The sequence below is a fragment of the Pseudoalteromonas sp. UG3-2 genome (assembly GCF_037120705.1).
In the GTDB taxonomy this organism is placed as follows: domain Bacteria; phylum Pseudomonadota; class Gammaproteobacteria; order Enterobacterales; family Alteromonadaceae; genus Pseudoalteromonas.
In genome coordinates this window covers 1,351,201-1,372,435 of record NZ_JAWLJU010000002.1, presented here as the reverse complement: position 1 = coordinate 1,372,435, position 21,235 = coordinate 1,351,201, and the positions used below count along the sequence as shown (strand labels likewise).

At 48.4% G+C, this 21,235-nt stretch carries 12 protein-coding genes; 4 read left to right on the top strand and 8 right to left on the bottom strand.

Features of this window, described 5'->3' with window-relative positions; genetic code table 11:
• Window positions 1–68: 68 nt before the first annotated feature.
• The 3 genes from R3P39_RS09425 (at window position 69) to R3P39_RS09415 (ending at window position 2,025) form a co-directional block, all read left to right on the top strand.
• The gene (locus R3P39_RS09425; protein WP_336567115.1) at window positions 69–455 is read left to right on the top strand and encodes a MerC domain-containing protein; all 387 of its coding nucleotides are present in this window, start codon (window positions 69–71) and stop codon (window positions 453–455) included.
• 88 nt (window positions 456–543) lie between these two features.
• Window positions 544–1,458, top strand: a complete 915-nt coding sequence (locus tag R3P39_RS09420) for an endonuclease/exonuclease/phosphatase family protein (protein ID WP_336567114.1) — start codon at window positions 544–546, stop codon at window positions 1,456–1,458.
• A gap of 93 nt (window positions 1,459–1,551) precedes the next feature.
• Window positions 1,552–2,025 (top strand): VOC family protein, encoded by a 474-nt coding sequence (locus tag R3P39_RS09415; protein ID WP_336567113.1) that lies wholly within the window; start codon window positions 1,552–1,554, stop codon window positions 2,023–2,025.
• Between the two features lie 36 nt (window positions 2,026–2,061).
• Here R3P39_RS09415 and R3P39_RS09410 read toward each other — a convergent pair whose 3' ends face one another.
• Together R3P39_RS09410 and R3P39_RS09405 are read right to left on the bottom strand one after the other, a co-directional pair.
• Window positions 2,062–3,078, bottom strand: coding sequence for a UDP-N-acetylglucosamine 2-epimerase (locus R3P39_RS09410; protein ID WP_336567111.1), 1,017 nt, complete (start codon window positions 3,076–3,078; stop codon window positions 2,062–2,064).
• 186 nt (window positions 3,079–3,264) lie between these two features.
• Entirely contained in the window at window positions 3,265–4,293 is a 1,029-nt protein-coding gene (locus R3P39_RS09405; protein ID WP_336567110.1) for an NAD(P)H-dependent flavin oxidoreductase, read from the bottom strand.
• A gap of 181 nt (window positions 4,294–4,474) precedes the next feature.
• On the opposite strand from R3P39_RS09405, the gene R3P39_RS09400 reads away from it, so the two are divergent.
• Entirely contained in the window at window positions 4,475–4,657 is a 183-nt protein-coding gene (locus tag R3P39_RS09400) for a hypothetical protein (protein ID WP_336567109.1), read from the top strand.
• Between the two features lie 2 nt (window positions 4,658–4,659).
• Here the strand turns inward: R3P39_RS09400 and R3P39_RS09395 are convergent, their stop codons facing one another.
• From R3P39_RS09395 to R3P39_RS09370, 6 genes are read right to left on the bottom strand one after another with little or no spacing between them, the layout of a single operon-like run.
• Window positions 4,660–8,727 carry a poly-gamma-glutamate synthase PgsB gene (locus tag R3P39_RS09395; protein WP_336567107.1) on the bottom strand — a complete coding sequence of 1,356 codons (4,068 nt, stop codon included), beginning with the start codon at window positions 8,725–8,727 and terminating at the stop codon, window positions 4,660–4,662.
• Window positions 8,717–12,934 (bottom strand): hypothetical protein, encoded by a 4,218-nt coding sequence (locus R3P39_RS09390; RefSeq protein WP_336567105.1) that lies wholly within the window; start codon window positions 12,932–12,934, stop codon window positions 8,717–8,719. The genes R3P39_RS09395 and R3P39_RS09390 overlap by 11 nt, the downstream gene beginning before the upstream one ends.
• Complete coding sequence (locus tag R3P39_RS09385; RefSeq protein WP_336567104.1) at window positions 12,916–13,656, bottom strand: hypothetical protein; 741 nt, start codon at window positions 13,654–13,656, stop codon at window positions 12,916–12,918. Before R3P39_RS09385 ends, R3P39_RS09390 begins: the two co-directional genes overlap by 19 nt.
• Window positions 13,643–15,883, bottom strand: coding sequence for a hypothetical protein (locus tag R3P39_RS09380; RefSeq protein ID WP_336567103.1), 2,241 nt, complete (start codon window positions 15,881–15,883; stop codon window positions 13,643–13,645). The genes R3P39_RS09385 and R3P39_RS09380 overlap by 14 nt, the downstream gene beginning before the upstream one ends.
• Entirely contained in the window at window positions 15,870–18,977 is a 3,108-nt protein-coding gene (locus R3P39_RS09375; protein WP_336567102.1) for a poly-gamma-glutamate biosynthesis protein PgsC/CapC, read from the bottom strand. Before R3P39_RS09375 ends, R3P39_RS09380 begins: the two co-directional genes overlap by 14 nt.
• Window positions 18,978–20,939, bottom strand: a complete 1,962-nt coding sequence (locus R3P39_RS09370; RefSeq protein WP_336567101.1) for a hypothetical protein — start codon at window positions 20,937–20,939, stop codon at window positions 18,978–18,980.
• Between the last annotated feature and the right edge of the window lie 296 nt (window positions 20,940–21,235).

The following is a 21,235-nucleotide window of genomic DNA, read 5'->3' as shown; positions in this document are numbered from 1 at the left end:
TGATTGAGTTCTCATTAATAAATCGTTTAATTATGTTATATTATCACTTTTATTGGTGAGGACCTTAGATGAAAACTCAGATTTTCGCAGACAATGTGGCGATAGGCCTATCCTCCTTGTGTATTGTGCATTGCTTGGTGCTGCCACTACTGGGTGCCGTCCTGCCTTATGTGGCTGGGTTGGCGCTGCTAAGCAACGAAGCGGTACACACTTGGCTGTTAGCTGCCGTGTTACCTATTAGCCTGCTGGCGGTGCTGTCGGGGTTTAAACAACATGGCTCCAAGAGCGTGTTGTTGTTAGTTAGTGTAGGCTGCAGCTGTCTAATTTTACCTCTGCTAGTTAGCCCAGTGAGCGCCTTGGTCGAAGTACCACTCACCGTATTAGGCTCTGTGCTCATTGCCACAGGGCATTATCGTAACTTAAAGCTAAAATGTAGCGCACCCGAGTGCACATAGCGGTGCCGTCAGCTTTGCGATAAAGTAGCATCATCAAGCTGAAATAAAACACGTCAATAATAAAATCCTTTTTACAATAGAGAGCACTATGAAAAGCAACGTATTGGCAACAGCGCTTGTTGCCGCCGCGATATTTTTTACCAATGGCTGCAGCAACGCCACCTCCTCTTTACAGCCGACCCCACAGAGTGAGTCTGAGTCGCGGCTGCGCGTAGCAAGTTGGAACATTGAGCACCTTGCCTATCCCGCAAACACCGGCTGTAAACCCAGAAATGCGCGAGAAATTAAGGCACTGCGTCGTTATGCCGAGGGCTTAGAGGCCGATATCGTGGCCTTACAAGAAGTCCATTCAGTGGCGGCATTAGAGCAGGTGTTTGATACCACTAAATGGCAGTTTATTCTCTCTGACCGTCAAGACAGTCCTGCCTATGAATGTCGTGGTAGCAACCACACCTCGACACAACAAAAAACCGCCTTTGCTATTCGTAAGGGCCTAGAGATAAAGGCGCATCAAGATTTGGCTACCTTAGGGTTGCAGCGTGTAGGGCTGCGCCATGGTTTAGTGGTCAACGTCGCCACACCATTAGGTGATATTAGCCTGTTAAATGTCCATCTAAAAAGTGGCTGTTTTGTGGCTGACTATGCGCAATCAGACAAGCTTGCGTGTGAGTTAATTGGCGCCCAGTTGCCTAAGCTAAAAACGTGGTTACAACAACGGCAAAATCAGCCTGCGATTGTGCTTGGAGACTTTAATCATCGTTTGGCAGCAAGCGATAATCGCTTTAGGTCAGAGTTGAGTGAAGGTATTCAAAGTTACAATGTCACGGCAAGCATGAAGGGGTGTCACCCACGATACCCAGCACCGATTGACCATATTCTCTTTAGTGAGCCTTTATATGCTGCGGTGCAGTATGAGCCTAAGGTGCACTTTTTTAAACAGATGCAAGAAGAACAAATGCTCAGCGATCACTGCGCCATTTCTGTGACGGTGAAAGCGAAGTAATAAGTCTTACCCGTGAGCCGCGGGTCGCACTCTACAAATAAGCGAATATCGACTATGGTTATGATACCTGAGTTTTAGTGATAGGAGTTGCTCATGGCCACAGCCGCTCATCCTAAAGGGTATCATGCCATTACCCCATACTTAACCGTAAAAGGCGCTGCAAAAGCCATCGAGTTTTATCGCCAAGCATTTGCAGCCGAGCTTAAGCGACAACTGCCCATGCCCGATGGCGGTATTGTTCATGCTGAGATCAAGGTGGGGGACTCCCACTTTATGCTTTGTGATGGTTGCCAAGCACTGCCACAACAAGCTCCGGCAATACTGGGCGGCACCAGTGTATCTTTGCTGCTTTACGTTGATGATGTTGATAGCACTTTTCAGTGTGCCCTTGCCGCTGGTGCAACTGAGGTGTCTGCGGTATGCGAGCAGTTTTATGGTGACAGAGCGGGGACGCTGCAAGACCCATTCGGCCATATTTGGACCATAGCTACCCATCAGCATGACTACACTGAAGCGGAGCTAATCGCGCGGATGGCCGACCTGATGGATCGTGATCAAGACGCTTGAGATAAAATTATGGCCCGTTTTGCTGGGCCATAGAGGCTACTTCAATTTCATATAGTTCAGTGCTTTTCGGATCTTGTAGCGGCGCAATAGGTTAAGAGGTTTGCGCTTTAAGCCCGCTGCAATCACCGTTTCCGTGGCCGCTAATACCCTTTGTGCACTCTTGCCGTCTCGATAGGGGTGCACTTGTTCAATATAGTGTTCTATTTCTTGTGCTTGCTGCGTGGAAAGGTTTAATGCCTGGGCTACCGTCGTGGGTAGTTGCGCGGGATCGGTAATGTCTAGCAGGGCCTTTTGTGGTTGCTGGTTGTTGAAGGTGATCACTGGCTTGCCAAGCAGTAGCGACTCATCGACGGCGCTTGATGTGTCTGATATGACAACATCGGCTTGTTGGATCAGCGGCATTAGATTATCGGAGCCGGCAATTTCAAAATCTTTAATGGCTTCCAATTCAGCATACATGCTCTGCCAATGGGGCTTGGTTTTTGGGTGAAACTTGAGCTGAACTTTATACTGGCCGGATTCAGCTAAGGCTTTCAGCGGCTCATACAGGGCGTCTAACGAAGTTAGGTTAGGCGAAAAGGTCGGTGCATAAAGCAACACGGGTTTTTCGTTGTTGCACTTATGGTAGTCAAAATAAGGGTCTAACTTGGGCCATCCGGTTTCGATAACATAAAAGTAGCCATGCTTTTTAGCCAAGCGATTAAAAGGGTCGGTGGTGAGGGGGCCATGGGTACAATATAAATCAAAAAAGCCTCGGATCCCAAAGTGGCCTTTCTTTTTATATTCTAAACCGTGAAACACTTGTACTTTTGCGCCAGGGAAAAAGTCTGGAACCACGTTGCCCGGGACGAACACGGCTCTGGGGTTAAAGGCTTTGACGGCTGCCACGCTGCAAAGCTGTTGCTCATCCGCTGCAAGGCTTGTGGCAGAAACATTATCACCCTTAAGAAACCATTTAACAACATCGCCACTGTCTCTTATGGCCTGTTGTAATGGTCGTAATATGGCAAAGCTATAGGGTTGTTCAACGTAAAAAAGATAGTGTTTCTGCATCGGACTTCACTTTATTGCATAAGAAAAAACGGGCTAAATAGGGTTTAGGTAAGCTCCCTTAATGCCTGCACCTTGAGCGAGTCATAGGCAAAACCCCATACTGAGTAAACAGTACGGGCGCAAGACTCGTCAGAACTCAAGGGATTTTACCGCTTTAACAAATTATCTGCCAGCAGAGCGCTGCCATTAGGTACGATTATATTTGTTTAACGCTGTGTCGGCCTCGGTCATTACTCGACTTGCTATTATTTCCACCGATTCTATGTCGTTAATCACTCCTTGTGATTGGCCAATAAACTGCACGCCATTGTCAAGATCGCCTTTGATGGTGGCGGCTTCGAGTTTTTCGGTGGCGGCGCCAAACAAAGACAGCATGCGGATCTTATCGAATTGCGACAGCAGTCCAGCGAGTAATTTCCACAGCGGCATATCAACCATTTTCGCGGCTTTAAAGGACTTTACCACCGCCATAAAGAAGTTCATTGGCTTCTTGGTTGCTTGCTCTGCTGCTGGGGTTTTCATTACTCGGGCATACAAGCCATCAAAGTTTTTGGAGTAGATGGTTTGTTCAACGCCTTTTGCTACCACCGTGGTTTTGACATTTTGGTGTAGCGGGCTTTCCGCCGAGGTGGCAAAGCGCGAGCCCATGGCAACCGCATCAGCCCCTAATGTCAGTGCCGCTGCTAAACCGCGACCATCTGCAAAGCCTCCAGCTGCAATAATGGGAATATCGACAATATCGGCGATACTGGGGACTAAGCACAAAGAGGTGACTGCACCGCCGTGTGCCGCTGCCTCATGGCCAGTCACTAATAAGGCATCAACGCCTGAGCGCTGGGCTGCCAAAGCGTGCTTTTGCGTGACCACAGTGGCAATCACCTTACCGCCGTATTTTTTTGCTTCTTGCACTAGCCAGTCACCCTTACCTAAAGAGAAGTTAATGACCGGGACTTGGGCGTCTAAGGCCACCTTGGCATTTGCTTTGGCGCCGGGCATCATCAAGGTTACACCGACACCAAAAGGTTTGTCGGTGAGCTGGCGTATTTTCGCAATGGCGGCTTGCGTTTCTGCTTGGCTTAATGGCCCCGTTGCTAAAATACCCAAGCCACCGGCATTACTGACTGCGGCGACCAGCTCAGGCGTGGAAATCCAACTCATTCCGGGCAAAATTAAGGGTTTTTCAATGTTAAGTAATTCGGTAATCGCTGTTTTCATGAGAAAATCTTAAACTGGTCTGATGTGTTGTTAGCATAACGGCAATTATTGAAATTGGAAATAGTAAAAGTAACATTGCTCGGTTGCGTTTGTGACGCTCATGATGGCAAGCTAATGGGGGTAGGAGCTAGTAAACTCCCAGCACGGCATTATTGCCACTATCAACCCATTAGGACAGGATATGAATGTTATTATTTTACTCGTCAGTTTGGTGCTAGCACTGCTGGTGTTGATCCCTTTGCTGGAACGCTACCAACAGCGCCTAGGGCTGGATAAAATGCAAAAGTATGCCAAATATGTGCTGCCACTGTTGATGATCACCCTCATCATCAAGCTCATTTATATGCTAGTGGTGCAACAGTGAGATTAGTTAGACTTACCAGGCTTCTCTTTGGTGCTTAGCCAACCGGCTTTTTGCGATTTATTCAGTGCATGTAGCAAGGTGGTGGCCCTTTCAATGGAAATACGAAAGCTGGCAATGTCTTGGTAAATTTGCGTCGCCAGCTTTTTCCTTTTAACCGCTTCACCCGCCTCTAAAAAGGATTCGGCAACTTTTAGTAAAAACGTCATCAGCGGTCTTGCTGTGGTGGTCTGCTCATGGCGTTCTACTGCTACCAGTCCTTGTTCTACCCGCTGTTGAATTTGCTCAAGTTCTGCTTGGCAAAACTCATTTTGCGCGATAGGCAGAGCTTTTAACGCGGCGATTTGCTCATATAAAAACTGGCACTCTAATAAGCTCAAGTGGGGCTGTTGTAAAATAAAGTGAATGCTAGCGCGAAATTCAGTTTGACTAATGGCGCGACTAAACAAGCGCTCACAATGCTTGTTTAGCAGGTGCCACTTTTGCCACATATAAACGTAACCTAAGCCCGGGCCCTTAATATTTTGCATCCCCACAATAATTTGCCGCTCTTGCTGGAGGGCTAAGTTGGCAATATCGTTGGTGAGCTCGTCAGGTGAGATGTCAAAATGATGAATGACATGGCATTTTAGTTTTGTGATGGCACTGGCAAAGGTTTCCACTTGGTCGCTATGCTGAGGTGTCGGTGCTAGTTGTGCCAGTGTTTGCCCTAACTGCCACAGTTTAACGCGCTGCAACAGGGAGCGGTGAGTGGCATGGCTCAAGTCGAGGTGCTGCTCTAATTTCACGGCATCGAGGTGACAGTCTGCAGGGATATCTGGCAAGGTCTCAGTAACCAGGGCTGCCATGGTTGTGGCACTGCTGTCCATACGAAAGCGTTGCAATAGTGAGGTTAGGGCCTGTTTGTCGCTATTTTGCATGATCCGGTGTAATTGCTGTTGTAACGCAGACTGGAAATATTGCTCAAAGCCATCAACATTACTGCCAATCACCACAATGTCATCAAAACTCAGATCATGCACCAAAATATTGGCAAACACTTGTGAACGGGCGATGCGGTCATTGCGATTGTTTATTAACGCGATGATGCGGCCATTTTGGCCTTGCTCAACGATGTTAAGGCGGCGCCAGTTTTCCTGTGTTGCTAAGCGCTCGTTGGCAGACATACTGTTGATAAAGGTTTGTTGTACTCCCGCCACCTGGGCCGTGGGAAATTGTTGCAGTACGCCAACATCCGGAAGCACTCTGGCTGCCGTTTCCTTATAAACATAATCTTTACTGATGCCAATGTATTGCGCCATTTTTGCCACCAAGGCAATGTTATCGGGATGCTCAAAGTAGCTGTATTTGGCGAGAACGTCGGGCGTGATTTGAAACCCTTCCCCCCAGTGAGTTTGGATTAAGGAGGTGTTTTTTTGTCTCGCCGCGAGGTTGAGCACCGGTACCATATTTTGTTCGGCCGTGAATACCTGAGTGTTTTGGCCAATAAATGCGGTCATTTCCTGGGCCACGTCATATCCGGAAGGACCAAGAATGTCTTCATGATCTGGGTAAGCATTGGTAATGGTAGCAAAGTTGTCTTTCATCCAGCGAACCAAGATTTTTACGTAGCGCGGGGTCAACCCCATGCACTCCCACAAAAACACATCGGCCTTTACTGACTTTGCAAAGGCTAACACGTCGGCTTGCTCCCAAATACTGGCTTTATCGAAGGGACGAAAAAGGGGAACCCCATATTGCTCACCGGATACTTTAGAGTAAATGAGCATCGCCTCGCAGCCGGTTGTTTTACTAATAACACGCAGCGCTAAGCTACTAAATAACGCCGATTTTAGTCGCTCTGTGCCTGACTTTCCGCGCGTGCCCCAGCCGCCAATAGAGACCGGTATTTGCTCGCGATCACGTCTTATCTTATGGCTAACATAGACATGCCGAGCCCAAAAATAGCTAATAAAAGTCACCACGAAAAACACCAGCTGAGAAAGGGTGTTTTGGTATACCGCGCTGAAGTACTCTTTAAAGTTGCCCCAGAGCGTGGATAAAAAAGGCATAATCGCAGCGCCGTTGAACAACGTCTTTAGATCAGGTGCAAGTGGAAACTGAGCCTTTTCAACATCGCCATACGCGACCAGTTGAATATCGAAGCCCATGTCTCTAAGGGTGTGCAGGTATTTTTGTTGTTCGGTTTGATTGCCTTTGCGCAACTCATCCAGCTCGGCGTATTGCCACGAAATTAACCAGTATGCTTTCAGTCGTCGCAGTAAAGAGGGCGGTGGTGCCACCGCTAAGATGCCATCTGGAGTGTAGGTTTTCGCCACTTCTGTGCGGTGGTCGTGGGTCAGTACGCTGAGCAAAAAGTCCAGTAAGGGTAAATGACCGCGACTGCTTTGCTCGCTGGGCAGATATTGTAACTCGCCAGGTAATCGAGTGGCACTGATCTCCGCGGTGGTGCAACTGGGTACATGAGCCTCAACGCTGGGTTTTTTGGCTTTTGAGTGGGAGAAGCCTTGGCGTTTATCGGTAGCGGGAGTTCTTAACTCATGGCAAAGTCGCCAAAAACGCCGCGCCAGCTTGTAGTGTTGTATCACCCGCCAGCCGCCGCGGTGACGTTCCGCGTTCATGCTTTGATTGTGCTGGGCTAAATAAGATAAGGCGCGGCCAAGGTTATCGCGACTAACGTCAGAGGTGAGAGTGAATTCACTGCGGCTTTCAAGTCCGGCATAAAGCTCAGAAACAATGTGTTGCTGATAGAAGCTCGCTAACTGCTCTCGCGCCCGAGTGATATGACGACAAACACTGGTTACTTGCTCTGTTTCTAGGCAAGCATTCAGTAGCGCAATAAAGCGCTGGAAGCACTCTTCTGGCGCGCAGGCATCTGTTTGCATATTCAGCATGAGTTTGGCACTGAGCTCTAATGCTAAACGTTTAATTTGGGGGTGGTAGTTGCCTTGTAGGGTGTTACTCCACAGACTAAAAGCCACATCATGTTGGCAAAACCTAGGTGCGGTGATTTGCTTTAATAAGGTAAAGCGCACTGCGTTATCGAGTTCCGCTGCAAAGCGCTGCTGCAAAAGTGCAGTGGCAAAGTCCGTGGGATAAAAGGCCATAACCTCTAAGGTGGCTTGTCTTACCCGGGGCAAATTATGCTCCGCAAGTACTTGCAACAACGAAAAGTCTTTGTCATTGAGCTTGACTTGATTCACCAAAATTTTCGGCATAACACTTAAAAGGTACAGTGTATCGGCATTAACGGCTTGATAGTCCGCGGCGGCATCATCGCTCTGTGCCATAGCCCACATGTGGGCACGAATATACGTTGGCCGCTGATGGATTAGGATTTCAAGGACATCGGCAATGGCCAAATAATGCAGTTGCTCTGACTCCAGCAGCTCAATTAACTGGGCAATGAGGTCGGCACTGAGTTCATGCTCAGCACCGAGGTCGTGCACGGTTGCTATCATGTTGACCAATGCTCGAACCAGGCTGTGTTGAATAAATTGGTTTTGACTGTGGCCCAGTAAAGTGACAAAAAAGGGTTCGATATCTAAGCGCGTAAAGGCCGCTGCCAGGCTGTGTTGATTGCTTTTTAGGTAGCGATTGCTGAGGGTTCCCAGTTTAGTAATTAAAAATTTAAGCAATTGCATTTGCCGCGACACTTTATCTTGATAACGTGCGCTCATGGCGGCTTCATCGAACCAGCGCGCGAAGGCTTTACTGTCTTGTTCTAACTCACGGCTCGAAGCACCCAATTGTTTGGCGTAATCGAGAATATGCAGTTGCTTTTCTTTGCTAAAATCGGTGCTTTGCACACGTTGTAAAAAGTGGTTATGATTGACCTCAAGCCGTGCCAGTTGGTCGTTAACGGTGGTGATTTTATGGCGCAAAAAGGCAATGCTTTGCAGTAGCAGCCAGTCGTCTTCAGACTCGGTTTCGGGCCGGTTTTGCAATAACTCCCAGTTACCGAGCTCATCAAGCAAACGATGGAATTGATGACGTTGCAGCCGAAACCAAAATTTCTCGGTATCGGCAAAAAAGAATGCTTCTAGGCGCGTTTTCAGAGAGTCAGAAATCATACGAACTTTGCTCTATTAGGTGCTGGACTCGCAAGGAGCGAAATAACAGCTCATCGGGGGCAAAAGGGGCATACAGGGTTTGTGGCATATTGCCAAAGTGAAGCTGCAACCCCAGCTGATGGTGATTGTAGAACCAGTCTTGAGTCCAATTAATGCCTATCCACCCCGATAAGGTGTCTGAAAACTGGATATCGGTTTGCCAACCCAAGTGACTGAGGTACTGCCAAGTAGCATTAGGCCGATTGGCGTCGGCAAACACGTAACTGGAGCTGAGCCCAACGTTAATCATATGGCCTTGATAAAACTGTTGCCAATCCAGTGTGAAAGTCGCACTGTCGAGGCTGTGCCAATCGGAGTTAGACACTAAGGTGGCGTTAGCATCAAAGTAACTGTCTAGCCACGGCTGGTAACGCCAACCATAACGCGCACGCCAGCCACTGTGGTGGTTTTGACGGAAAAAGGAATACATATCAGGCGATATTTGGTCATCAGCAATAAATTGGTCTTTGCCAATACTGGTATCATAGTAATAAGGTTGCCACCACCAAGTTTGACGCCAGCCTGAGTTATAGCGCGTGATTTGACCCAGTTTAACGGCCAGTTGTGAGGTTCTCGCTAAGTCACCGTCGATTGCTGTGTTTTGCCAGCGGTTACGGATATTGAGCTCGCCAAACCAATTATGATCATCAGCGAGCCAGTGGTAAGTGCCGTTTAAAGCGTAGCTATCGTAGTAATCGGCTTTTTTGCTGTATACCCCTTCAACATGGTACCAGTGATTGTTGCGCTGCCAGCGAAGAGCCGCGCCGAAGTCTTGGCTTACGCGAGCAGACGTTGGTGCGGTGGTTAAGGTAATGTCGTCATAATCGAACGAGGCAAAGGCGCTTACTCCAAGCTTGCTTTGATCTGCAATTATGCTGGAGTGATGGAAGTCTTGTGGCCGTTTGCCAAGAGCCTGTGAGGGCTCGGGCTTAACCACCAATGGCCGCAACGGTTGTAGTACTATTTGGCTAAGAGTAGGGCGCAGCTGCCAGCGAGAAAGGCGCACTAAGGTTTGCTCTGAAGCACCTGAAAGAGCCACTTTACCGGCAGGGTGAAAGTAGACGGACTCTTGGCGAATGCCGTTTTGGATACGCTCTAGTTTGATGCGGCTGTCTTGCTTAAGTAATGCCACCGCAGGCTGCTGCTCTGTGGCGCGGTAGAAAATTGGCCGCTTGTCCACGGTAATGTTTTGCCACGACTGACCATCAAAGTATTGCGGCTGTATGTTGACACTCTGACCCCAAGCGCCATTGCGCCAAGTAAACTCGATAGCGCCGAGCTCGTGTGGCTTAATGCCAAAGTAGCCGGTATCCCCGGACTTAAGTGTCACCACCTCGGTTGTGTAGGCGGTATTGATGCTCACTTGGGCTGCGGCGGTTTTGATATAACGATTGCCATAAAACTGCAGCCGTATTCTGAGCCGCTGCTCAGCAAACTGAGACACATCCATGGCAAGCGTTTCATGGGGTCTAAGCTGTAAGGCTGATACCATGGTCCCAGTTAAATGATTACTCAGTTGTTGGGCATAACTTTGGCTCGCGTTACCCTCAGTGTTGACCTTTTGCGTGCCAGCATAGCTGATATATTGCTCGAGTTGTTGCCAGCGACCAAACCCCAGAAGCCGAGAGTAGAGTGCATTAAAGCTTGGTGAATTAGCCCTATACGGCTGTAAGCGATGCAATATATTGTTGTACTGGTGGTTGCTTAAAGTCTGTTGACTGAGGTGGTACAGGGCGTTGATGGCGAGGCGCCAATGTGACACATCGAGTCTTGTTGAGTGATCCCGAGTAAGGTCTGGCAACAGAGGTGCCGCTAAGCTGTGACTGGTTAGCAATGGCGCAGCTAACGGCTGCGCAGCGATATCAAGCAGCAGGTCATAAGAGGAAAATAAAGTGAGTGTCTCTCCAGGCTGCAGCTCAAGCCTTGCTGATGAGGCGATGGAGAGCCGCTGCTTAGAGGCCTGCTCTTGGTAGTTGCTGGCAACATCAGCAAAAATAGGCACAATGTGAGTGGCTTCTTGCAGCTGGTAAAACAACCACTGAACGGTGTTGCTGTCATCGCCTGTGAATTTGCCTCGAGCGCTAATATTGACCGTTAAGGGGGTTTTCGCTGTGACTCGAATGGCCGCGGAGTCACCTAAGCGGTGGCGCTCAGAGGCACCACTTAGGCCTGAGATAATGGTTTTGCCACTGTGTCTAATGTGGTATTGAGGCGCTGGTTTGGTGCTGTTGCTGCGCGTAAGTAAAGCACTGGTTTGTTTTGCCGTGGAAGGGAGCAACTCACTATACCAAGCTGCTTCGTTATTATAATGTGCATCGAGCAAGTAGCTCAGGGTAAAACGCTGACAGGCCGGCTCAGCCGATAAATACGCGGCGCATAAGCCCACTGCCTGAATATTGTCTCCAGCTTCTTGATAGGCGGCCAGCAGCGTGCGCGCAGCAATGTTCTGCAGTTCCGGCGAGTCTGTAACCAGCAGAGACTTTAACAGTAACTCTGCGCTGCCATGGTTATTTAGCTGTTTTAACAGTTTGTGCCGAAGCTGCCAAGCCACTTGCAGTACTTCCGGACTATGCTGATCAAGATATGGCTCGAGCCCCTTTAAGGTTGCAAGGGGCTCTGAAGCCATATTCAACTGTAACTCAGCCAGATGGCGCATGGCATCGAAGCGCTGCTCAGAACCATACGGCTTAACCGTAGGCGGTATTAAGTTACTCAACCCCAGCTGGTATGAGGCGGCTCTATGTTGTTGTTGCTTGGCAATTAGCGTGTCAATAAGTGAGCTTTGAGCCAGCGTGTGTTGAGTTAAAAGGGTGTGTTTTGGCAGTGCTGCAAGGGTGTTAACCCGCACGGCAATGTTAACGGGGTTTGAGTTTAGCTTTTGAATGCTGAGCTTGGTTGCGGTACGGCTGAGGGGTAAGGTTATACGTTGAAAGCTCTGACTGGCAGTTAGCGTCAGCTTGTGGTCTTTATCATCACTTTGCAGTAATAACTGGGTGTTGGCGAAAGCCCGGATATACAAGGTGACTTGCTGGTCAACACGAGGCAAATGGGCCAGCGAGTAGTTGAGCTTCTGTGACAACGGATAATAGCTAAGTTGCTGTGGCTGCTGATTCGTATATAAGTTGCTGCGAGCCAGTCGCACGCCCAATGACACCGATGCCACTAAGTTATGTTGCTGGGTGCTATCGCTAAGCGTTGGCGTGATAAATTGCGCATTGGAGACCAACTGCAATAGCGACTCACGACGCTTCTGCACCAGTAAGGGAGCGCTGGGGCGCGGTTGTAAGGCGCTAAAATCACCTTGCAAATAGATGTCTTCTAGCGTCTTGGCTAAGGCTTGTGACCAATAAGGATTGAGTAGCTGCTCTTGCTCTTTTGCGGCAACAGTATCATCAAAAATTCCTCGGTGCGCTTGGCGCAGTTCAACATACACCGGCACTGAACTGGTGATACTGAGGTAAGCTCCTTGGGGAACCGCAATATAGTCATCCGCCAGCACACTGACGGCGCGCTCCTTGTACTCCGCGGCACGGATATCAGACGCCGGAATAATACTCGCCACATCTTCATTAATTTTGATTACCACCTCGCCGTTGCGTGTTTGGTGGCGGAGATCTTTACGGACGCTGAGGCGCAATTTTTTTGCCGCTGGAAAGTATATCTTAGTGGTCTGCGACTGCTCTAAATAAAACCAGCGCTGCCGTTGCTGCTGACTGCGTAAGGTCACGGCCTCTAAGCCCGGTAAGGTTAAGGCGCGGCGATAAGCTGAGCGGTATTGTTGCAGGGCACCTTGCCATAAAGGCAGACTGCGGGACGGCTGCGTGTCAGGTAATGAAACTTGGATCAAACGGTGGTGCGCTGTTGCTGCAAGTTGGCAACGTTGCTTGCGACAAACCCAGTCAGATAGTGCAAGTTGGCGCTGCAGTGCGTGAGTTTCTCCGCTGCTAAAGCGAAAGTGTTGCAGTGCTTCTGGGGTGGTGGTGAGCCAGTGCGATTGTGGCAGGAATAGCCAACGAGTTTGCCCTTTAGCGAACGGCTGCTGGGCACGACTCTGCTCAACCTCTTGGGTGCTCATGTCTAGCCACTGCACTGCATTTTCCAGCGCTGCGGGCTGAGTTAAGGCTAGAGGGCTAAATAATAACAGTAAGGTTAATATAACTGCACGCATTCGCTAAACTGCTGTAATTGCTGTTGGTTAGAGACAAGTTGTTTTCTTACTTGGTAACTCAACTCAATGTGGATGAAATGGTGAGGTCTTATACCCAGTCCATGTAAGACATTACGCGTACCACCTAACTCGGTGACTTGTTGTGGGTAAACCTTTGTTCGATAGCCAATGGCAGCAAAACAGGCTTGCAGTTGCCAAAGTTGGTCGTCGTTGCTGTGGCCTTGACTCAAAATGATGTCGCTGTTTTTGCCCGCCGTAGTGCTCCTTTTGTTGCGACTAAAGCCATGAATTTGAAACACCTTGGTATTAGGGTAAAGCGATATATAACCCTGTATTGTGGCATTATGAATGTTCACTAATTGTTTTGAGTAGTCCATGCTTGCAGCGCCTGGCTCAGCACTGTGGCGGTGTTGCGTGTTCGCAACCAGTAGCTGGCAGGCTTGTTGGAACAGCGCTGTGCCAATGGTTAAGGTGTGCTTATCATAAAAACGATGCGGCACTGAAATAATGCAATGTTGACGCTCTTGGTTGAAGTGCACCTCACCGTGTTGGTTGCCTTGTTTATGGGGCTGTAAAACAAAGCTGCTGTCGCGGGTTTCAAGCGTCCAACCAGGCAGTGGCTTTGGCTGAGTGAACCACTCGCTCATGGTGGCTGGTGTTGGCACCGCCATGGCGTCATGGCTGAGCAGTAATAACAGAAACAGAAGGTTACGGATGTTCATTGCGCCACCAATTCATTGTTGGAGTTGGTTGAGTGTGTTGTTCCATGATACTGAGCCAAACAGGAGTCGAAAACCGCACGCTGATGTTATTCATGTGTTTTAAATCTTCATTTAAGATAACGCTAATAGCAGGATATTCATATAATTTAGTGATGTTAGGGTGCAAGAATAACTGCTCTTTTGGCTGCTGAGCCGTTAATACTTCCGTTCTTTTGCTAATGGTGTAGTGCTCACTAAAGTGTGCCCGTGGCCCACCTCTAAGACTAACATCCGCCCGTATTTCAGCCACAGGTTTACTGTTAAACACTTTGATAATCAAAGCCGTAGGCTTTGGAGTGTTATTCAAATTAAGGGTCAGGGGTTGCTGCTGGTCAAGCTTATACAACCTCACTTTACGATGACTGCGAGCCTCGCCATAGTTGATAAAAGCACGGCGCATGGTGGTGTCAGGTTCAAGGCGAGACAGCTCCGTTTCATACAAAAAAGGCGGCGTTGTCTGCTGCACGATGACATCAATGGGGTAGCGCGATGCTGTTGGCAGCTGCGTTATCTCAGCAAGATTCACTTGTTGATACTCATACTCTTGAGGTTGCGTTTTGGGTTGATAATAATTGTTGCTAATGGGCAGCAAAGCCACCGCCGATGTGGTCATATCCGCACTTAAATCCCGGCTGGCATAATGGGGAAGTGGCTCTGGTATCTCAGGTGGCGATTCGAACAGCCGCACCCTAGCTAAGCGCTGTTGTTGCACAAACAGGTGATGATCAATGGCGTCTTGATTAAACCAAGCATTGACATCACCTTGATTGGCTTGCGGCTGTTGGCAAAACTCGAGACAGCGGATACGACGATAATGAAAGTTGTCATTGCGTGATTGCAAGCGAACCAGCGCTTGCTCACTGTGGATTTCGATTCTATCAATGCTGCTCGCAGGCGCGAGATAGCGCCGCTCTGGCTTGTTAATATCGAGACGCTGGGTGTCCTCGCTAATTAAGCGATCAAAGGGGGATAATTCAGCGGTGGCGTTAACCTGGTACTGCTCCTGTAATTGTCCATTGGCAAATAGCTTGATGGTCAGTTCAGTGCCTATAGGAGCTCGCCATTCAAGTGCCAAATTGCTATCTGATTCAACGTTAAAGCTGACACTTTGCTGTTGTGATATGGCGTAATAATAACTGTGCAGTGGCCTTATTTTTTGCTCATCGGCGCTAATAACCTCGATTGCCTGGGGGTCTGTAGCAGCGATTGTAATAAGGCCAGGCTCAGTAATAGATACTTTGGCGACTTCTGGGGTTACTGGCGCGCTGGGTAACATCCGCGGTGCTTGCTGCTGAGTTAAATCATGCCATATAAACCGTAAGGCAGAGGGGTCGTTAGCGACCACTGAATACGACCCAGGCATTGCCCGGAAGCTCACTTGACGGTGACCACCCACTATGAGCTTATCTAGGTTGACCTGTGACATAAACTCGGGGTTGGCGACATTAAACGGCAGCGACTCGTACAGACGGTCGGCTTTAAAATCCACATTGGGCAGTCCTTGAGGGGCTAATTTTTGCCAGTCATAGCGCACCGTGTTGAACTTTTCTTCATCGGTGAGGGCAATGGCGCCAATGCTATGGTAATTCATTACCCGTTGACGCCATTCGGTTGGACGCTGCAACCAGGCTTTAGTCGGGTTGGTATTGCTGTTGCTGGTCTTTGCATGGACTCGCACAACCACCCCTTGTAATTGAGCGCTTTCAGGTATCAGTCTAAGGCTTAAGGCTGTGGCATTGGCAACGTGCTCTCTGGGTAGATAAAACGATTGCCCGGAAGCGACATGCAACACTTCGCGGTCTTCGATGATTTGTTTTACTTGCTGTTGTTGTCCGATTGATACGGCTTTGGCAGCGTGATGATAGACGCCCTGATAAACAACCTGCTCACTGGCATCAAGCAGTTTGTATTCAATGGCATAGTGGACAGGCTCGCTGTCTAGCGGTTGGCTGGCAAAAATACCATTAGATAACACCCGCAATGACACGGCGCGTTTAGCAGGATAAAAGTAGTGCAATACTTTGCTGTCACTTAGCCAATGTACTTGTGAGCGGTTATTGAACTCAGTGCTGTTGATGGTGGGCTCGGCAGAGCTGAGCCAAGTGAGCAAGGTATTGCCAAGCATCACTGCCGTTGCCGCCAACAGCAAATAAGCGAGAATGATAATGCTCTTTTTAATCCAATACATAGCGACCCTGCGACACAGCATGTTGATAATATTGGAAATCGATCACCCGATCTCGTTTCGGAAAATAGAGTGCAGCGAGCTTATCAGAAATATAAAAAGCCACCCCCAGCTCAGCAAATTGCATGGTTTCGAATGCTTGAATACGACAGTCAGGTGCTGCCTTGACGCAAACGTTATAAAGTGCTGGCAGGTTATGCTCTTGAGCGTACTTTGCCGTTGCGCTTTGTAAGGTAGATAGCAGCGCCGTTGGTGCTGGTGCCCAGTCGCTCGGTGCCAGTGCTGCAAGGTTGAGCGAGGCAAGCTGCAAGGTCTCAGAAATTGCTAACAAGCGCTCCTTTAATACTTCTTGTGACTGCGCAAAGTGCGACTTATAGTCTGCGGCTAACCACAGCGCTGCTTGTTCACTGTGGGTGGTAAAGAGCTGATAACCCGATTGTGGCGTGGTACCCAGCTCAAGCCCTCGGGTTGCCTGTTGCCCTTGCACGAGTTGGGTGGTGACACCTAAGCTCGACAGCGCATCTTGTAAACGGCGAACCGTCGGTTGATACCGCTCATCGATAAAGGTGTTTTGCAATGCCAGTGCCGATGGCCGCACTGCAGAGGGGGCACTGTGGCTGCGGATCTGCAAGTTCAATAGCGCAGAGTGCTGGTAAAATCGTTGCGTGCTTTGGTGTACCACATTAAACAAGGTGGTGACATTACTGGCCGATAACACATTGGCATGGGCGTTTGTCTCGGGGTGAGCCCCCGCTATCAGTAACAGTTTAGCTTGGGTTGTGTATAACAGTTGGCTGGCAAACTGTAAGGTATTGCTTTCAAATAAAGGTCGTGGAACGGCAATGGTCAAGTCGTCTTTTGCGCCTAAAGCGATGACATACATGCCTTGGCCAAGGGCATATGCTATGGGCGTTGGTTGCGGCGCCAACACCACATACTGGCCGCTGTTGCTACTCAGTAACTCCACTTGATAAGCCAGTTGTCCTGCCGTTTCATTAATTTGTTGCAGTCGGTCTTTGAGTACTTTTGGCGAGGTATAAATGGCAGGGTCCTGCGATAACGATAGCAGTGGTTTTATCACTTCAAACTCCCATAGCGCCGCCTGTTGCTGACTTAGCAGTTGAAACTGATCGCTGCCTTTAGCGCTAATGTGTTCACTAAATGCTGCAACGCGTTCAGTCAATTCCATGTTTATGGTGTTTAATGGTCGCTTTGCATGAGTTTGGGATTGCTTTTCCACAGCGGCCAGCAAACTCGAGTAGCTATTGGAGTCGAGGTATACCTCAACCAGATTGCCGGGGTAGCCGCTAAAGGGCAAACTTTCACGGCCAGCAATGCCAAACTGGCCGGTATTGATAGTAAATAGCTGCCTGATTTGGGTTTGTTGCACCGACTCAGGAATGCGGTTGTAAATCCACATTTGAGCCTCGCTACTGTGCCCCTGTTGCTGCATTGTCTCTCGGACATGGCGGGTTAGCTCGCGTAACTGCACCACATCGGTGTTTGCCATGGCCGCGAAAAAGTCTTGATAAAAAGCACTCTGCTTGGTGTTACTTTGGCCATCTGGCATCAGTTTCGCGCTACCTAGGGCTAACGCTTTACTTTGCCAAACTTGCAGTAAGATTTCGCTGGCCTCCGCTGCCATGCGCTCTGACGTTGGGAAAGGCACACTGATGCTATGTTGCCGTTGTGGCGATAGGTTAATAACAAACAAACCACGACTGAGCTGCTGTTGATTGTCTTCAATAACAATAAACGCGCCTTGTCGACGGAGGCTAAAATTGGCTCGAGCTAGTAAGTCAGCGGCTTCGACATAGCGCTCTATACCCGACTGGTTAAGCATCATAATGGCTTGGCGAAAATAATGACGCTGCTGTTGATAAACATGTTGGCTGGTCTGCGTGACAACTTGGCTTTGGGTGTAAAGCCGGCTTTGATAGTCGTTAATGGTTTGGCTGAGTGAGGTTTGTTGTCCCTTTGGTGTTACTAGTTGTGCGTGATTAGTGGTAAACAAAGTGGGGATGGTCATGATGATAAAGCCAATACAAATAGCAATAAAACCACCGACAATGGAAGTTTGGAAGGTGGCTCTTAGCACTAACCCTAGGGTGTTTTTCTGATAGATTTTGAGCGCCAATAAGGTCGATAGCATATAGCCAAACGCGAAGGTGTCAGTCACTTTCAAGCTGGGGAAATAGGCAATGACGGCATAGTTCAGTAGTAGCTTGTAGACAAAACCAATATTAAAAAACAGTAAAATCAGCCGCGCACCCTCAATATGGGCGTGCTTTAACCGGGTAAACGTTAGCAACAGGTAGCCAAGGCAAAGAATAATCGCGGTTTCAATTAAAGAGGTAAGCAGTTTGGTTGGTTGCATTAACTGTAGCGCCAATAACGCCGGCAGCATGATGCCATTAAATTCCCAGCCATACTTAAGGTTGGCTCGAGAAGCGATAAAAGCGGTAATAATGAGAATAATGTAAGCTTTTGGCGCGGCAATAATGGAAGCGGCCACGGCTTCATACATGATTGCTAAGTTGGCAATATTAAAGTTAGTGAAAGCAATCAGACCAAAGCGAATGATAAGGTAGGTCACTAACAACTGAATAGTGGTGACTTTGGCACCATACCAAAAACCACTGTTCCACATGACATTGGCAGTCAGGGCAATAATGATAAGCCCTAAACTGTAGAGCTGGTTGGCATAATCAAAAGTAATATCCCAAAGGCTTAGATAGCCTCCAAGCCAAGGCCATACCACCACATCCATGACCACACGCACCAAAATACTGAGTAACACAATGGCAAAAAAGCGGTCACGACCAAACATCTCAGCAAAACCCAGACGCTCTAGCAGCGATTTCGCCAGCCAACGCATCAGTGCGTATACCATCACGGCTTCAATAATGATGACCCATGCCGAGGTCGGGCTGATGATAAACAAGGGCACTAAGTAACCGGGCACTACCAGCCCAGTTAACGGGAAGCCAAAACGCAGGTTGAAAAAAGCGACAACCGCAATACCAATCCAAACACAGGTAATAACAGACTGACCCAGCCCTCCTGACGCCGGAAATAGCGGTATTAGCCACTCCATTTAGTTATCCACTCCATCGTCATTAGATGTTGAATTTTGCAGTTGCTCTGACAAGCGTTGCAGCAATTGTGTCGCGTTATCGGTATGCTGCAGTTGCGCGCTTAAGTCAAAAAATTCAAACAACAGACCGCTGCTTTCGAACGGCGAGGTGGTGTCGGCGTTGTTCGGTTGTTTTACTAAAGAGCGAATACTCAATAAATAAAAGTGTTCATCGAGGTACACAGGTATAGTGACCTTACCTTGTTTGAGTGTCAGGTAACGCAATTTTCCGCGTGCTTGCGCTGGAGTTAATTCGCTGCAAAAGCACAGCAAATCTAACGCAGACATATCAAAGATGGTGATCTGATGGCGTTTGGCGAACTGCTCAAGAGACTCATTCACCTGAACAATTTGACCAAATAAGTTAAACAACACACTGGCACTGTGTAACTGATTAAAGACACTCTCAATGGCCGTCAGTTTTTGCTCCATGTTGAGAACGGCGGTTCTTACCTGTGAAGCGATTGACGCCTTGACCGAGAAGGTCATGACCTTCGTCAGCAGGCTATTACGTTTGGATTGTTCCGCAGAGTATATTTTATGGTGGAATAACAGCTCACCCACTTGTTTCGCAAAGGCGTTAACATTGTGACAAAACGCCTGTTCATCGAAATCAGGCTGCGGCGATACCGTTAGCGCCCAAAAGCCACGAATATCGCCAGCGTACATTAACGGTGCTATGTATTGCTGCTCTTGCTCTGCCCGGTGCTTAAAGAAAGGGCGCGTTACTCTAACGACACCTGAGGCTTTAATGGCATCGCTATATGGAGCTCTTTGGTAATCGCGGCGCTGCTCCAAAATATCATCCAGTTGGCAGTTGACCGCTCTGATCTCTGATACCCGATGGTCACCTTCCAAGCGTGTTAAGAAAATACTCTGATTGAGATTCAACTGCTGGTTTACTAAGCGAATAATGGCATCCCATGGCTCCTCAAGCTCAGTAAACTGGCGCGGAAGGTAGCGCCCCGTCATACGCTGCTGGGCTCTCAGCAATAGTGCGCTGAGTTTGGCTTCTTCTGAAAAACGCAGCACCATAAAAGTCCACAACAGGGTTAACCAAATAGCCGTTGATAATTCGCCAACAGGCAACAACAGGGCATATAAGCGATAGCATAGATAGCTGCTAAGAATAACCAATAGGTTAGCGGCAACTGCCAGCGTAAGATTTTGTTTTGTAGTGAGTTTCTGATAGCAAATTAACAAGGCAATAGACAATAAAAAAACGAGAGGAAATGTGATGCTGTCAGATAATTGCGCCACAAAACGGTCGTTGGCAAAGCTATTGGCTATCAGTGCTTGCAGATAAAGTGGTGGCCAGATGTCTTTGCCAGTGGTTGACACTAGGTTGTTATACAGCTGGCTTCGCTGAGCCACTAACAGGGTTTTGTTTTGCAATTGGGCGGCAAAGACGTCTCCTGATATGACTCGCTCGGCGCTGTATTTGGGCAGTGCGTGGAAGGGCAGCACCGCGTCGACAATTTTATTGTGGTATTCGGTGCTGTTATCAAAAATGCGAGACCACACCACCGTGCAAGGCCTATTCGGGCGTTGCAGTTGAATACTGGTGGCAAACCAGTGCTGACTTCGAGTTAAGCAATACTCTGGGTCTTGCAATGGGTAGTAGCTCAGTGGCTTATGGTGTTGCTCTAATTGCGTGTCTGAGAGCACCACTACGGCCTTAGGCTCGATGGTTTTAAGAGATTGCATCAGCGCGGTATGTTGCTGCGGCAAGTTTTGCGCTTCAATTAATACCACTTCGGATTGCGTACTGGGATTAAAATGGTTAAACCATTGCAAGCTATAAAAATTAACTTGTTTGTAGAAATTGGTCAGAGCCAGTAAAGACAGTAGTAAGTAGAGGCTAATAAAAAGCCACCACTGTTTTTGCGGTTTGAAAAAGTGACTCTGAGCAAATATCGCCATAAAAGTTGGACTCTTATTTTTGCTGACTAAAATATAATGTTAATTCAATGATGTCACGGCCGCGGACACGAATAAACTCTCAACCACGCATTTTTTTGTGGTTGTTACTGTAGGCTCTTAAGTCTGAGTGTGGCTTGGCCTAAACTTGCTAAAGGCCATGCTTGATTGGGCGAATGTGTTGCGAATGGGCTGTGAGCCTTGCTGCGTCATTGAACACTGGCATTAACTTAGGTGGTATTTCGTGCTGTGTTGAGGTTGTTTTGCAAAAGCTGTTCAATATTGTTTACGTTTTGCTA

Bases quoted from the DNA above. Each gene is read 5' to 3' on its own strand.
- R3P39_RS09390 (WP_336567105.1), bottom strand. From the start codon at position 12,934: ATGCGTGCAGTTATATTAACCTTACTGTTATTATTTAGCCCTCTAGCC.
- R3P39_RS09410 (WP_336567111.1), bottom strand. From the start codon at position 3,078: ATGCAGAAACACTATCTTTTTTACGTTGAACAACCCTATAGCTTTGCC.
- R3P39_RS09400 (WP_336567109.1), top strand. From the start codon at position 4,475: ATGAATGTTATTATTTTACTCGTCAGTTTGGTGCTAGCACTGCTGGTG.
- R3P39_RS09375 (WP_336567102.1), bottom strand. From the start codon at position 18,977: ATGGAGTGGCTAATACCGCTATTTCCGGCGTCAGGAGGGCTGGGTCAG.
- R3P39_RS09405 (WP_336567110.1), bottom strand. From the start codon at position 4,293: ATGAAAACAGCGATTACCGAATTACTTAACATTGAAAAACCCTTAATT.
- R3P39_RS09380 (WP_336567103.1), bottom strand. From the start codon at position 15,883: ATGTATTGGATTAAAAAGAGCATTATCATTCTCGCTTATTTGCTGTTG.
- R3P39_RS09420 (WP_336567114.1), top strand. From the start codon at position 544: ATGAAAAGCAACGTATTGGCAACAGCGCTTGTTGCCGCCGCGATATTT.
- R3P39_RS09415 (WP_336567113.1), top strand. From the start codon at position 1,552: ATGGCCACAGCCGCTCATCCTAAAGGGTATCATGCCATTACCCCATAC.
- R3P39_RS09395 (WP_336567107.1), bottom strand. From the start codon at position 8,727: ATGATTTCTGACTCTCTGAAAACGCGCCTAGAAGCATTCTTTTTTGCC.
- R3P39_RS09370 (WP_336567101.1), bottom strand. From the start codon at position 20,939: ATGGCGATATTTGCTCAGAGTCACTTTTTCAAACCGCAAAAACAGTGG.
- R3P39_RS09385 (WP_336567104.1), bottom strand. From the start codon at position 13,656: ATGAACATCCGTAACCTTCTGTTTCTGTTATTACTGCTCAGCCATGAC.
- R3P39_RS09425 (WP_336567115.1), top strand. From the start codon at position 69: ATGAAAACTCAGATTTTCGCAGACAATGTGGCGATAGGCCTATCCTCC.